This window comes from Streptomyces sp. AM 2-1-1, from assembly GCF_029167645.1.
In the GTDB taxonomy this organism is placed as follows: Bacteria; Actinomycetota; Actinomycetes; order Streptomycetales; family Streptomycetaceae; genus Streptomyces.
The window spans coordinates 890,730-904,224 of sequence record NZ_CP119147.1; the positions used below are offsets into that span (position 1 = coordinate 890,730).

Consider the following 13,495-nt stretch of genomic DNA (forward strand, 5'->3'; position numbering starts at 1 on the left):
CGTACGCGGACCGGTCACCCGTGGCCGGACATCACCTGGTCCGCCGCCGGAAGACGTATCCCCCGCAGATCCCTCCGGCGAGGAAGACACCCAGCAGGGCGAGCCAGAGCGGCATGGTCACCTTGGGGATGATGACGCGGATGGTGACGTCGCCGGTGTTCACACAGATGAAGACGATCGCCAGCACGGCGACGACGGCAACGGCGATGCGGCCGGGGGTGAACAGGCCGTTCTTCGCTCCGCCGTCGCTGGACACGTTCTTGGGGCTCATGGGTCCGGCCTTTCCCTCGTCGGCGGAGCGGCCCCGTGCGGGTCGGGCCGAACGCGACCGCCCTCCGGCGACCAGGATGCCCCCGGCCGGTGCCGACGGCCGGGGGATGCGTCCGTTCGGGTGACGGCTCACTCGGCGGGTCCCCGGGCCGGTGTCACGGAAGACCTGGTCAGCGCTCTGGGTACTGCCGCGAGGCACCTCGTCGCCGATCACCCCGGTCGAATCGACCGGGGGCGGCCGAGCGGTCGCATGCACCCGTCACACCGTGGGTCCGGGCCGGACGCCTCGGTCCACAGCGCCTGACGCCCAAGCACCATCCCGGCAGGGGACCAAGCCGACTCCTCGCCGTCCGGGCGGGACCGGTCCGTCCCCTTCCCGACCGGGCACGGGATGACCGCCTCACCGACGGAGGCGTCCTCGCGCACGTCGACACCATCCTGCGAGCAGGCGCACCCGAACTCGCCGGAGCCACCCGGCCCGGGCGTAGGCGAGCATCGAGGCGGCGTCGGGTTCGACGCTTCGACGGCTCGCACGACCCCCGTCGGCAACTCGGACGGCCCTCTGTATTGACAGTACGCCGTCAAGTCGATGTCATGAATGGGAGCGCTCCCACAGCTGGACTGTCGTCCTGCGGTTCCCCCCTCCAAGGAGACGCACATGCCGATTCTCCCCCCGCGACCCCTGCGCAGACTCTGGACGGCTGCCGGTGCCGCTCTCGCGCTGGCCTTGTCCCTCTTCGTCGCGGTGCCCGCCAGCGGTTCCAGTACGGCGTCCGGATGCCGGGTCGACTACACCGCCGACCAATGGACCGGCGGCTACACCGCCCAGGTACGCATCACCAACACCGGTGCTCCGCTCAGCGGGTGGCGGCTGACGTGGACGTACGGCGGCGACCGGCGCGTCACCTCCGCCTGGAACGCGACCGTCACGCAGACCGGCCGCTCCGTGAGCGCCGTCAACGTGGCCTGGAACGGAGCACTGGCCAGCGGCGGTACCGCCGACTTCGGCCTGCAGGGGACCTGGCAGTCGGCCGACTCGGCACCCACGGACTTCGCCCTCAACGGCGTGTCCTGCGGCGACGGCTCCACCCCGCCGACCACCCCGCCCCCCACCACACCGCCTCCCACGACACCGCCTCCCACCACACCGCCCACGGCGGAGTGCGGCGACGCTGCCGTCTGTGAGGACTTCGAGGACCAAACCGGCCCGGCGCCCTCCGGGAACTGGCGGTTCACCGCACCCGACTGCCAGGGCACGGGTACGGCCGCCGTCGACACGGCAGTGGCGCACAGCGGCACGCGGTCACTGCGGTTGGACGGACGGGCCGGTTACTGCAACCACGCCTTCGTGGCCGCCACCGCGGACCTGTCGTCGGTCGGCCCGGTCCTGCACGTCCGCATGTGGGTGCGCCACACCACCGCACTGCCGGCCGCCCACGTCACCTTCGTGTCGATGCCGGACAGTTCCCAGGGTGGCAAGGCGTTGCGGATCGGCGGACAGAACAGCGCCCTGCAGTGGAACCGGGAGACCGACGACGCCACGCTCCCGGCGCAGAGCCCGGTCGGGGTGGGGCAGAGCAGGCCTCTGCCGACGGGCAGCTGGCAGTGCCTGCGGTTCGCGGTCGACACCTCGGCGCCGAAGCTCGACACCTGGCTCAACGAGGAGCAGGTGCCGGGACTGCACGCCGACGGCGTACCGACCCAGGACATCGACCAGCAGTGGCTCTCCCGGACCACTCCCCCGAAGCCCACTGCGCTGCGGCTGGGCTGGGAGAGCTATGGGACGGGCGACGACACCCTGTGGTTCGACGACGTGGTCGTAGGCTCCTCGCCGGTCGGCTGCTGACGGCCGGCTGCGGCGAGCAGGGGTACGGTGACGGCGGGCTGACGGTGACTCCGCGCAGGAGCAGCCGTCGGCCCGTCCCTCCGGCCCCGGCGAGGTCTGCCCGCACGGCAGGCAGCCCGCACCTACGAGCCGCAGCGCTCCCTTCGGCTCCTGCGGAACTCTGTGTTCACTCCCCGGCCCGCGTCTTTTCCGAGGTACCGGCCCGGACCACGGGCAGCTGCAGCACTCCGGTCTCCCGGGGCGTGCTGGCGACGGTGACCGGTTTGGTCCCCCGGTTGCCGTAGTAGGCGGTGTCGCTCCCCGCGATCACCAGACGGAGCCGGTGACCCGCGGCGAACCGGTGCACGATGCCCGGCAGCCGTACGGAGAAGGGCCTCGTCACGTCCGCCACGCGGACCGGGGCGACCAGTCGGTGGACGAGCTCCTGCGACCCGTCGGGGGCCCGGTCGTACACCTTGACGAAGAGCACGAGCCGGTCCGAGGCGTCTCCGCTCCCCTGGACCCGCTCCGCCTTCGGCGAGATCACCCGCAGCCGGGCGCGGGGAGCGCCCACGACGTCCAGTGCGGAGGGCAGCGGGGCGGAGGTCCAGTCGAGGTAGGTCCCGGTGGTGTCGTAGGGGTCGAGGTCGGGGAGCCCGGTGAGGCCGGAGAGAGAGGTCTCCGAATGGCTGCTGGGCAGGGACCGGTTGGTGTACGAGCGGCTGCCGGGGACCACGTCGGAGCGGTGCTCCCTCAGGGTGCCGTCGCCGGAGAGGTACAGGGTCCGCGAGGCGGCGGGCAGCGCGTCGGCCGTGCCGTAACCGCTCGTCCAGTCGCGGTAGTAGGCGAAGGCGGGGCCGGTGTCGGTGGTGCGGTCGAGGAGATAGCGGCCGAACCAGGCGAGGATGCGGCGACCGACGTAACTGGTCTCCCAGTTGCCCTGCGAGAGGTCGAGTTCGCCCGGGGTGGCGCCTCCCCCGCTGTGTCCCCAGGCCTGCCAGATCATCTTGACGGTGGTGCCGTGCGCGCGGAGGGCGTCGTACGTCGCGGTGGCCTCGTTCAGGTTGAACAGGGTGTCCGCCTGGCCCTGCACCAGGAGCGTGGGCGCCTCGACCCGGTGGAGGTAGGAGACCGGGGAGACGCCGTGCGTGAAGGCGAGCACGGCCTCGGACTCCTCGGCGGGGTAGCGGCCGGAGTTGAGGAAGCTGATGGTCTCGCAGGCCTCGGGGGTGAAGTGGAGGCAGTTCGGTTTGCCGAAGCGCGAGGGGTCGAGGCTGGGGGCGAGCAGCGGTTGCCCCTCCCCCATCAGGTAGAAGCCGTTGGTCCACTGCCATTTGAAGACCCCCGGGGTGCGGGGGGTGGCGCGGTCCTCGGTGACGGTGTTGTCGGGGGCGAGGGAGTGACCGAGGTCGTTCCAGGTGATGAGGGGGACGAGCGCGTCGACGCGGTGGTCGACGGCGGCGGTGGCGAACTGGACGGCCCCGCCGTACGATCCGCCGATCATCCCGACGCGCGGGTCGCCCGGTTCGTCGAGGGCGACGAAGTCGGCCCGGGTGCCGTCGTCGGCCGTCCGGGTGCCCGCGAGGAAGTCGACCAGCCCGGAGGCGGCCCTCCCGTCGGCCTCGGGGGCGTCGAGGGTGATCAGGCAGCCGGACCGGCCGAACCCGAGGCCGGAGTAGACGAGGCTGACGTATCCCCGGGCGGCGAAAGCCCGGCCGAGGGCGTCGGTGGAGCCGTCCGACTTGCTGCCGGCGAAGCCGTTGGTGGCGAGCACGGCCGGAGCGGGGTGCGCGGCGTCGGCTCCGCGGGGACGGTAGAGGTCGGCGTCGACGGTGCAGTCGTGGCCGCCCGCGCGGACGGTGAACTTCAACGGGGTGACGGTGTACGGCTCCGGCGCCGCGCCGGCCGGAGCGGCCAGCACGAGCGGGGCGGCGAGTGCCGCTCCGGCGAGGGCCGCGAGGGGTTTGGGGAACCTGGCGACGACACCTGACACCACGGACCTCCACACCGAGAACACCGGGGGCGGGCCGGAGACACCGGCGGCCACCCGGAAGGGATCACCGACGTGCCGGAATCGCCGGGACGCGCCGTGCGCGGGTAACGCCGGGTCGCGAGAACAGCGAGGTCATCGACCCTTCGATCACGGAACGTGTTCATGCTGTGACACGGTGGCGTCGATGTCAACGCTTCGGCCCCCGATTCCCCCGAGGGTGTCGGCCGGCCCGTCGCCACCGGGCCCGCACCGCTGCCCCGCGGGCGGCCCGGAAGCGAGCGCGGCAGGAAGCCCGCACGGCCCGGAACACCCACGTTGACCAGATATCCCGCGCCGCCCCGCGGAGCCCTCGGGACCGCGCGGGCGGGAGAGGCGCCGGGGGCCGACCCGTCAGATCAGCGCGGGCACGTCGACGGTGAGAGTCGCCCGTCGCCCGTCCGAGGGCGCGTCGAGCACGGCGGGCAGCCCGAGCGGGATCGTGAGGGTGCTCGGCCCGTGACCGAACCCCAACTCCTCGACGACCGGCACCCCGAGGGTGCCGAGCCGGTCGGCGAGGACCGCGCGGACCCGGTCGTAGGGCCCGCAGCCCTCCCAGGAACCGCAGACCACTCCGGCGATCCCCTCCAGGGCACCCGAGCGGAGGAGCCGGGTGAGGATGCCGTCGATCCGGTACGGGTCCTCGGTGACGTCCTCGACGACGAGGAGGCCGCCCCGGGCCGAGGTGCGGGCGGCGGGGGTGCCGAGGTCGGCCGCGAGCAGGCTGACGCACCCGCCGTAGGTGACGCCGCGGGCCCGGCCGGGCACCAGGGAGGCCGCGGTCTCCAGACCCAGGGTCCGGACCGTTTCGGGGGCGAACAGGGTGGCGCGCAGCGCCTCCTGGGTGGCCGGGTCCTTGAGGAAGGTCTCGGCGGCCACCATCGGGCCGAGCAGCGTGGAGAACCCCGCCCGCAGGGCGAACGCCTCGTGGAGCACGGTGGTGTCGCTGGAGCCGACGAACACCTTGGGGCCGGCCGCCCGGATGGCCGTCCAGTCGAGCAGGTCGACCATGCGGTGGGCGCCGTAACCGCCCCGGGCGCAGAGGACCGCGTCCACGGACGGGTCGCACCAGGCGTTCTGGAGGTCCTGGGCGCGGTGTTCGTCCCTGCCGGCGAGGTAGCCCAGGTCGGGGTGGACGTCGCGCGCGTGCGGGGCGACGACGGGGTCGAGGTCCCAGCCGCGCAGGACGTCCAGCCCGGCGTCCAGCCGTTCGGCGGGCACCGGCCCGCTGGGCGCGACGACGGCGACCCGCGCGCCGGGCCGGAGCCGGGCGGCCCGGGCGAGCGGGACCGGTCCGGCGCCGGTGGGTGGCGGCGACGCGGACGGGGTCACCGGGTCAGCTCCAGCACCGGTACGTCGACTCCGTCGATGCCGAAGGTCTGTGCGTAGAGGGAGAGTTCGGCTTCCAGGGAGCGGATCAGCGTGCTCATCAGGCGGAATCCGTGGCTCTCTCCCGCGAAGGCGAGGTAGGCGTGCGGGATGCCGCGGCCTTCGATCGCGGCGAGGAACCGTTCGCACTGGACGGGCGGGCAGATCACGTCGTCCAGCCCTTGGAGCAGCAGGAACGGCACGCGGAGCCGGTCGGCGCGGGTGAGGGGCGACCGGTCGCGGTAGCGGTCGGGGACCTCGGCGAGCGGGCCGACCAGCGACTCCAGGTACTGCGATTCGAAGTCGTGGGTCTCGCCGGCCGCCCAGCCGGTGAGGTCGAGGATGGGGTAGCTGATGGCCCCGCAGGCGTAGAGGTCGGTGCCGGTCAGGGAGGCGGCGGTGGTCCAGCCTCCGGCGCTGCCGCCCCGGATCGCCAGCCGCTCGCGGTCGGCCGAGCCCTCGGCGGCCAGGGCCTCGGCGACGGCGGCGCAGTCCTCGACGTCGACGACTCCCCACTGTTCGCGCAGACGTTCGCGGTAGGCGCGTCCGTAGCCGGTCGATCCGCCGTAGTTGACCTCGACCACGCCGATTCCGCGCGAGGTGAAGTAGGCGACCTCGAGGTCGAGGGCGAGCGGGACGCGGCTGGTGGGTCCGCCGTGCGCCCAGACGACGTACGGCGGCAGTTCGCCCTCGGGGCCGGTGTGGCCGGGGTTGCGGGGCGGGTGGACCAGGGCGTGCACGTCGCGGCCCCGCGGCCCGGTGAAAGTGCGTTCCTCCGGCCGCGGGTAGTACGCCGGGTCGACGGGGTCGGTGTGCGGTGCGCCGATGGTCCGGGCACGGCCGGTGGCGGTGTCGAGTTCGACGACCTCGTAGCCGGTGTACGGGCTCGCGGCCACGCCGATGACGCGGTCGCCCTGGACGGCCAGGGTCTCGGCCCAGGCGGTCCAGGGTCCGGCGGCGTCGACGAGTTCGCCGCTCTCCGGGTCGAGCACGCCGAGGCGGGTGGTACCCCTGCCGTGCAGGACGGCGATCAGACCGTTGTCGAGCTGCTGGAACCAGCGCAGGCCGATCTTCCAGAGGGGCCCGCCGAACTCCTCGTCCCGGCCCGGGCAGAGGGGAACCGCCGGTGCGGAGCCCTCCGCGACGGCGTCGGGCCGGACGCGCCGCACCTGCCACCAGTCGTCGACGTCGGAGACGAAGAGCAGGGAACCGTCGCGGTCCCACTCGACCTGGCAGACCGACTCGTCCACACCGCCGACGAGGGGCCGTACCCCGGTGAAGGCGCCCTCGTGGGTGACCTCGGCGAGCATCACCACGGTGCCGTCCCACGGCATCCGGGGGTGGTCCCAGGCGATCCAGGCGGCCCGTTGTCCGTCGTGCGAGAGGCGGGGCCCGGTGACGAAGCGGTGGCGGTCGTCGGAGAGTTCACGTACGGCGGCGCGGTCGGTGGCGGCGGAACCGTCCAGCGGTACCGCCGCCACCACCCGGCGTACGTCGGCGGGGCCCTCACCGGTGAACTCCTCCAGGACGCACCAGACCTCGCCCCGGTCCGGGTGGATCCGCGGGTCCGCCCAGCGCAGCCCGCCGCCGACGGCGGAGAGCGGGGTGAGCGGCCACGGGGCGTCGGGCCCGTCCGGGGCGTACGCGTAGAGCCGCTGGTCGTCGAAGTGGACGAAGACGACGAGCGGGCCCCCGCCGTCGCGGGCGACCCCGGCCCACGGCTGTCCGCCGTACTCGACGACCCGGCTGCGGGCGTTCCACGGGGCGGGGAGCACGGTGGTGATCTCCCCCTCCGCGCTCCGTCGCACCAGGGCGCGCCGGCCTCCCTCGGCGGGGCGGGGCTCCGTCCACCAGACCTCGTCGCCGACGGTGCCGACGTACTCCGGGCGGCCGTCGTGCGAGGCGGCGAGCGCCGCGTCGACGGGTGAGGGCCAGGACCCGTAGGGGGCCGGGACCGGGGTCGCGGACGTGCTGGGCAGGCTGGACGCCATGGGTGGTTCCCCCGTCGTGGTCAGGCGTTGCGCAGGTAGTGGTCGAGGACGCGGACGCCGTAGTGCAGGGCGTCCACGGGGACGCGTTCGTCGATGCCGTGGAAGAGCGCCTGGTAGTCGAATCCGACCGGGAGCTTGAGCGGTGAGAAGCCGTATCCGGTGATGCCGAGGCGCGAGAACTGCTTCGCGTCCGAGCCGCCCGACATGGAGTACGGGACGGCGTGCGCGCCGGGGTCGAACAGTTCCACGGCGGCGCGCAACTGCGCGAAGGTCGGGGTGTCCACGGGTGCGGTCAGCGGCACCTCGCGGTGGAGGAACTCCCAGTCGACGCCCGGTCCGGTGAGCCGGTCCATGGTGGTGTGGAACTCGTCCTCGCCGCCGGGGACCATCCGTCCGTCGATGACGGCGGTCGCGTGGCCGGGGATGACGTTGACCTTGTATCCGGCGTCCAGCTGCGTCGGGTTGCTGCTGTTGCGGAGGGTGGGTGCGATCAGGGCGGCGGCCGGACCGAGCTTGCCGAGGAGTTCGTCGGCGTCGAAGCCGGGGGCGTCGACGTCGACGGTGAGGCCGTGCAGTGCGGAGATCTCGGTGAGCGCGGCGCGCACGGTCGGGGTCAGCCGGACCGGCCAGGTGTACTCGCCGATCCGGGTGACGGCGGCGGCCAGCCGGGTCACCGCGTTGTCGTGGTTGACCTTGGAGCCGTGGCCGGCCCTGCCGTGCGCGGTGAGCTTCAGCCAGCCCGTACCGCGCTCGCCGGCGGCGATCGGGTAGAGGGAGAGGCCGCCGCCCGCGTGGAAGGTGAAGGCACCGGACTCACTGATGCCCTCCGTGCAGCCTTCGAACAGGTCCGCGTGCGCGTCGACGAGGAAGCCCGAGCCGTCGGCGGCGCTGGCCTCTTCGTCGGCGGTGTAGGCGATCACGATGTCGCGGCGGGGGCGGATGCCGGCGCGGGCCCAGCCGCGGACCACCGCGAGCACCATCGCGTCCATGTTCTTCATGTCGACGGCGCCGCGCCCCCAGACGACCCCGTCGCGCACCTCGCCGGAGAAGGGGTGCACGGACCAGTCGGCCGCCTCGGCGGGAACCACGTCGAGGTGGCCGTGGACGAGGAGGGCCTCGGCGGACGGGTCGGTGCCCTCGATGCGGGCGACCACGTTGGTCCGGCCGGGGGTGCGCTCCAGCAGCGCCGGTTCCAGGCCGGTCGCGGCGAGGCGCTCGGCGACGTACTCGGCGGCCGGGCGTTCCTGGCAGCTGCCGTCACCGCTGTTGGTGGTGTCGATCCGGATGAGTTCCGAGGTGAACGTCACCGATTCGTCGAGGGCCTGCTGGTCCACGGCGAAGGACGGGGCGGGCGACTCAGCCATACTGTTCCTCCACTGCGGCGGACACGATGGTGGTGACCGCCTTGAACGTGCGAATTCCCTCGTACATCGTCCCGCTGCTGTAGGCGACGCGCCGTTCGCCGGTCACGGCCACGCCCGGGACGACGGTCGCGGCGGCGGACAGGTGTTCGGCGTCGAACTCCAGTTCCACCGTGAAGGGGCCGCCGACGACGGGCTCGTACCGGACGGCGAGCGAGGCGGCACCGGCGGCGGCGGCGCGGATGTCGGCGGCCGTACGGGCGGGGGTGCGGCACACCGCCGCGTACCGGGAGACGTGGTCCTTGACGGCCACCTTGCGGGCGTCCGGCGCGTAGCCGTCCGCGTCCACGCAGGTCAGGTCGTCTCCGGTGACCAGCACGACGGGTACGCCGTACTCGGCGGCGACGTGCGCGTTGAGCAGGCCCTCGCTGGCGCGGACGCCGTTCAGCCAGACGCCGGTGATGGAGTTGGCCAGGAACGTGTGGGCGAGGACGCCCTCGGTACCGGCGCCCGTGTGGTAGCCGACGAAGGCGACCGCGTCGACGTCCCCGTGCTGGATCCCCTCGACCATGGAGAGGGTCTTGTGCCGGCCGGTGATCATCTGGACGCGTTCGTCCATCCGCTCCAGGAGGAGGTTGCGCATGCTCCAGTGCGCTTCGTTGACGAGGACCTCGTCGGCGCCCCCGTCGTAGAAACCGAGGACAGCGGCGTTCACGTCCGAGGTGAACATGGGGCGGCAGCGCTCCCACTGGGGGGTGCCGGGCAGGACGTCACCGGGCCAGGTCACACCGGTGGCGCCCTCCATGTCGGCGCTGATGAGGATCTTCATGCGGCCCTACCGTACGCGCCCCGGTCCGCGCCGCCAAAGGCCCGGCGGGAACACGTTACGCGCCGGTGACCGGAGGACGCGGCCGGGGGCCGGCCCGCGCCGTACGGACATGTCCGGGCAGGTCAGGAGGTACGGCTCCGACACCGGAGGCGGTCCGCGGGGCACGGCGCGGAGGCCGCCCCCCGGAGCGGTGGTGGACGACGGCCCGCGGGGAGGAAGGCGCGGAGCCCGCGGCGTGCGCCGGCCACCCCCCGCGTGGAGCAGGGCCCCGCCACGACGGGGCTCTGCTCCGCCGTCACACCCCGCGTACCGCCGGGAGAACGGGGCGGATGCGGCGGGGCGGCACGGTGCGGGGGTGGCCGGGCCGTTGCCACTCGCGCGGGTAGCCGACGGAGACCTCCTCGAACGGGACCCCGTCGTAGACGGTGGACCGGGGGATGTGCAGGTGTCCGTAGACCATCGCGGCGACGGGGAAGCGGCGGGGCCAGTCGGCCGTCCGTTCGGTGCCGCACCACAGGGCGAACTCGGGGTGGTGCAGGACGTCCATCGGTGTGCGGACGAGCGGGTAATGGTTGATCAGGACGAGCGGGGTGGCCGGGTCGAGCGCGTCGAGGCGCTTCTCGGTCTCGCGCACCCGCGCCTCGCACCAGGCGTGCCGGCTGTCGTACGGATCGGGGTGGAGCAGGTACTCGTCGGTGCAGACCACGCCCGCCTCGTGGGCCGCGGCCAGCGCCTCCTCACGGCTGAGCCCGGCGTGGGTGCGGAAGGTGTAGTCGTACAGCAGGAAGAGCGGGGCGACGGTCACCGGGCCGTCCGGCCCCTGCCAGACCGGGTAGGGGTCCTCCGGGGTGACGATTCCCAGGCTGCGGCAGAGCTCGACGAGATGGTCGTAGCGTTCCACCCCGCGCAGGCGCAGCGGGTCCTTCGGGGGCGTCCACAGCTCGTGGTTGCCGGGCGTCCAGAGGACCTTGGCGAAGTGAGAAGCGAGGGTCCGCAGTGCCCAGGCGATCTCCTCGGACATCTCGCCGACGTCCCCGGCGACCAGGAGCCAGTCGTTCTCCGTCTCGGGCCGGAGACCGGCGACGATGGCGCGGTTCTCCTCGTGGGCGACGTGGAGGTCGCTGATGGCCAGGAGGTTGCCCTGATTCTGCGGCACGTCTCTTCCTCTCGTCGCCTCCGACTGCGGAGTTCGCACATACCTGTGCTGCGCGGTGCCGGTGCTGTGCGGTGCCGGTGCCGGTGCCGCATGCCAGTGTGACGCGCCCGGGCCGCGGCCCGTCGGTACGGCACGTCTGCACGGCACGTCGGTACGGAGTCCCGCACCGTGCCGCGTCGCCCCCGAGGCTGGCACGTCCGGCCGACGGACGTAACCCCTGACTTTCCCCCAGGGGGAGCAGGCGGAGGGAGCGCCGGCGCGAGCGCGCGGCGGCCCGGTGGCGAACACCGACGCGAGGGGTGCGGACGGACCCGCTCACCCGTCACTCCGTCAACTTCTGCCCCTGCCCTTGCCAGAGGACCTCGGAAGCCCTAATTTCATCGCACGGTAAAGCATATTTACTTATTGATTTACACCGGTCGATCCGGCTGCGCCTGCCCCCGCACGGTGCCTCCCCCACCACCGCGCCGTCCGGCGCCCCCCGAAGGAGAGTCCGTGCACCCACGCCCTGTCAGCACCGCCATCACGGCCGCACTGCTGCTCGCCGTCACGCTCTCCGCCACGGCCGGCACGGCCGCGGCGGACACCGCTCCCCTCGGCGCCGCCCCGACGGGCGGCACCACAGTCCGGGCCGAGTACTTCCCCGACCCGCGGGGCGAGGGCCGCCGTGTGGAGGTGCCCGCGACCTCGCCGTACGCGGCGTCCACGCCGGTGGTGGCCTCCTCCACAGCGCGCTCCGCCGGTGCCGTCCCGGCCGAGGACGGCGCGGTCACCGTGCTGTCGCAGACGGGTCCGAGCGCCGACCGCATGGACGTGACGATCATCGGCGACGGCTACACCGCGGCGGAGCAGGTGGATTTCCTCGCCGACGCCCGCGCCCGGTGGGCGGAGGTCAGCGCCGTCGAGCCCTACCGCAGCTATGCGGGCCTCTTCAACGTGTGGGCGGTCGGAGCCGTTTCGGCCGAGTCGGGCATCTCCGGCGACCCCTCGGCGGACGTCGTCAAGAACACGGCGCTGGGCTCGTACTTCTGGTGCTCCAGCACCGAGCGCCTCATCTGTGTGGACCTCGACAAGGTCAGGACGTACGCCGCCAAGGCCCCCGCCGCCGACCTCGTCGTCGTGGTCTCCAACTCCACGAAGTACGGCGGCGCGGGCTACTCGGAGCTGGGTTCGGACTACTCCTTCGCCGGGGTCTCCACCCTCTCGTCCGACAACAGCCGGTCCAGCCTGATCGCCGCGCACGAGATAGGCCACTCGATCGGCCTCCTCGCCGACGAGTACACGTACGACTCCTACGGCACCTACACCGGAACGGAACCGGTCGAGCCCAACTCCACGGTCCGGACGGCCACCCAGCTGACGACCTCCCGGGCGAAGTGGTACCGCTGGCTCGGCGAGTCGGACCCCTCGGGCGGCACCGTCGGTACGTACGTGGGCAGTTCCTACTACCCGAAGGGCGTCTACCGGCCGACCGCGGACTCCCTGATGCGCTCGCTCTCCACCGACACGTTCAACCTCCCGGGCCGGGAAGCCATGATCAGCGGTTTCTACCGGTACGCGTCCTCGCTCACCAAGGTCACCACCGCCGCCACGGTCGCCCGCGGCCAGCAGGTGACCGCGAGCGTCGCCACCCTGGCGACCGGCCTCTCCCGGCTCGACTTGCGCTGGTACGTCGACGGGACCGAGGCACGGCAGGCCCGCGGTCTGCGGACGGTGGTGCCCCGGGCGCTCGGTGTCCCCGCGGACGGACGCGCGCACACCCTCGTCGCGCGTGTCACGGACACGACGGACTCGCTCCGCGACCCGGAGGCGAAGGCCGCCGCGACCGACTCGGTGACCTGGTCGGTGGTCCGCTGATCCACGGGCCGCGCCACTCCTCGGTCGGGGTGAGCGGCGCCGCCCGCTCACCGGAAAAGCCCGCCACGGCGGCGCGGGCCGCGCGCGTGCGGGAGAGTGGAGTCATGGCACTGCACTGGAAGCTCGTCATCGACAGCAGGAGTGCGCCGGCCCTCGCCGACTTCTGGGCCGCCGCGCTGGAGTACGAGGTGGAGGACCCGAGCGCCCTCGTCGCACGGCTGCTGGCCGCCGGTCAGCTGGGTGAGGACGCCGTCACCGAGCACGACGGGCGCAGAACCTTCCGCGGGTACGCGGCGATCCGCCACCCCGAGGACCCGTTCGACGAGGTGAGCGGCGTGGGCGGCGGGCGGCGGATCCTCTTCCAGGAGGTCCCCGAGGAGAAGGCCGGCAAGAACCGCCTGCACATCGACGTCCACGGCGAACCCGGCGGTCTCGACCGGCTGGTCAGCCGACTGAAGGAACTCGGTGCCACCCCGGTCCGCGAGATCGACAAGGGCCCGGCCGGACACTGGTGGATCATGCGCGACCCGGAGGGGAACGAGTTTTGCGCCACCTGAGGCACCCCCGCGCGCCCCACCCGGCCGGGACAGCGCCGGTTGCCCTACGAGGCCGGTAGCCCCCGCGCGATCACGTTGCCCGGTGCCACGTGATGCCGCCTCGTGACGTCACCCCCGACCGGAACAGGCACACCGTGTCGGGGGCGCGTGCGCCCCGCGATGAACCGTCCCTCAGCGACGGCTCCCCGCCGTCCAACTTCCGTGCCGTGCACGGATCCTCCCCCGCATCGCCAGGCCGTGGGGCTCCTCCCG

The 13,495-nt window shown here is 73.1% G+C and carries 10 protein-coding genes; 3 read left to right on the top strand and 7 right to left on the bottom strand.

The genetic code is table 11. The annotated features are described in order from the left end of the window. Positions 1-31: 31 nt before the first annotated feature. The gene (locus PZB77_RS03755) at positions 32-271 is read right to left on the bottom strand and encodes a LapA family protein (protein ID WP_275491085.1); all 240 of its coding nucleotides are present in this window, start codon (positions 269-271) and stop codon (positions 32-34) included. Between the two features lie 657 nt (positions 272-928). Between PZB77_RS03755 and PZB77_RS03760 the strand changes: the two genes are divergently transcribed. Continuing rightward, positions 929-2,116 (top strand): cellulose-binding domain-containing protein, encoded by a 1,188-nt coding sequence (locus PZB77_RS03760; RefSeq protein ID WP_275491086.1) that lies wholly within the window; start codon positions 929-931, stop codon positions 2,114-2,116. Positions 2,117-2,282: 166 nt separating this feature from the next. On the opposite strand, the gene PZB77_RS03765 is transcribed toward PZB77_RS03760, so the two are convergent. The 6 genes from PZB77_RS03765 to PZB77_RS03790 all read right to left on the bottom strand — a co-directional run bounded on the left by PZB77_RS03765 (position 2,283) and on the right by PZB77_RS03790 (position 10,829). Continuing rightward, a complete protein-coding gene (locus tag PZB77_RS03765; RefSeq protein ID WP_275491087.1) occupies positions 2,283-4,088 on the bottom strand; it encodes a CocE/NonD family hydrolase in 1,806 nt (601 codons plus the stop codon). 390 nt (positions 4,089-4,478) lie between these two features. Then, the gene (locus tag PZB77_RS03770) at positions 4,479-5,456 is read right to left on the bottom strand and encodes an LD-carboxypeptidase (protein WP_275491088.1); all 978 of its coding nucleotides are present in this window, start codon (positions 5,454-5,456) and stop codon (positions 4,479-4,481) included. Further along, positions 5,453-7,483, bottom strand: coding sequence for a prolyl oligopeptidase family serine peptidase (locus PZB77_RS03775; protein WP_275491089.1), 2,031 nt, complete (start codon positions 7,481-7,483; stop codon positions 5,453-5,455). The genes PZB77_RS03770 and PZB77_RS03775 overlap by 4 nt, the downstream gene beginning before the upstream one ends. 20 nt (positions 7,484-7,503) lie before the next feature. Continuing rightward, positions 7,504-8,847 carry a M20/M25/M40 family metallo-hydrolase gene (locus PZB77_RS03780; protein ID WP_275491090.1) on the bottom strand — a complete coding sequence of 448 codons (1,344 nt, stop codon included), beginning with the start codon at positions 8,845-8,847 and terminating at the stop codon, positions 7,504-7,506. Then, positions 8,840-9,673, bottom strand: coding sequence for a M55 family metallopeptidase (locus tag PZB77_RS03785; RefSeq protein ID WP_275491091.1), 834 nt, complete (start codon positions 9,671-9,673; stop codon positions 8,840-8,842). The genes PZB77_RS03780 and PZB77_RS03785 overlap by 8 nt, the downstream gene beginning before the upstream one ends. A 295-nt stretch (positions 9,674-9,968) precedes the next feature. Further along, positions 9,969-10,829, bottom strand: a complete 861-nt coding sequence (locus PZB77_RS03790; protein ID WP_275491092.1) for a metallophosphoesterase — start codon at positions 10,827-10,829, stop codon at positions 9,969-9,971. A gap of 495 nt (positions 10,830-11,324) precedes the next feature. On the opposite strand from PZB77_RS03790, the gene PZB77_RS03795 reads away from it, so the two are divergent. Together PZB77_RS03795 and PZB77_RS03800 are read left to right on the top strand one after the other, a co-directional pair. After that, the gene (locus tag PZB77_RS03795; protein ID WP_275491093.1) at positions 11,325-12,686 is read left to right on the top strand and encodes a M64 family metallopeptidase; all 1,362 of its coding nucleotides are present in this window, start codon (positions 11,325-11,327) and stop codon (positions 12,684-12,686) included. A gap of 104 nt (positions 12,687-12,790) precedes the next feature. Beyond that, the gene (locus PZB77_RS03800; RefSeq protein ID WP_275491094.1) at positions 12,791-13,243 is read left to right on the top strand and encodes a VOC family protein; all 453 of its coding nucleotides are present in this window, start codon (positions 12,791-12,793) and stop codon (positions 13,241-13,243) included. The last annotated feature ends 252 nt before the right edge of the window (positions 13,244-13,495 follow it).

What these genes read in the sequence shown, in the direction of transcription:
- PZB77_RS03800 (WP_275491094.1), top strand. Translation starts at nt 12,791, where the DNA reads ATGGCACTGCACTGGAAGCTCGTCATCGACAGCAGGAGTGCGCCGGCC.
- PZB77_RS03760 (WP_275491086.1), top strand. Translation starts at nt 929, where the DNA reads ATGCCGATTCTCCCCCCGCGACCCCTGCGCAGACTCTGGACGGCTGCC.
- PZB77_RS03775 (WP_275491089.1), bottom strand. Translation starts at nt 7,483, where the DNA reads ATGGCGTCCAGCCTGCCCAGCACGTCCGCGACCCCGGTCCCGGCCCCC.
- PZB77_RS03785 (WP_275491091.1), bottom strand. Translation starts at nt 9,673, where the DNA reads ATGAAGATCCTCATCAGCGCCGACATGGAGGGCGCCACCGGTGTGACC.
- PZB77_RS03755 (WP_275491085.1), bottom strand. Translation starts at nt 271, where the DNA reads ATGAGCCCCAAGAACGTGTCCAGCGACGGCGGAGCGAAGAACGGCCTG.
- PZB77_RS03780 (WP_275491090.1), bottom strand. Translation starts at nt 8,847, where the DNA reads ATGGCTGAGTCGCCCGCCCCGTCCTTCGCCGTGGACCAGCAGGCCCTC.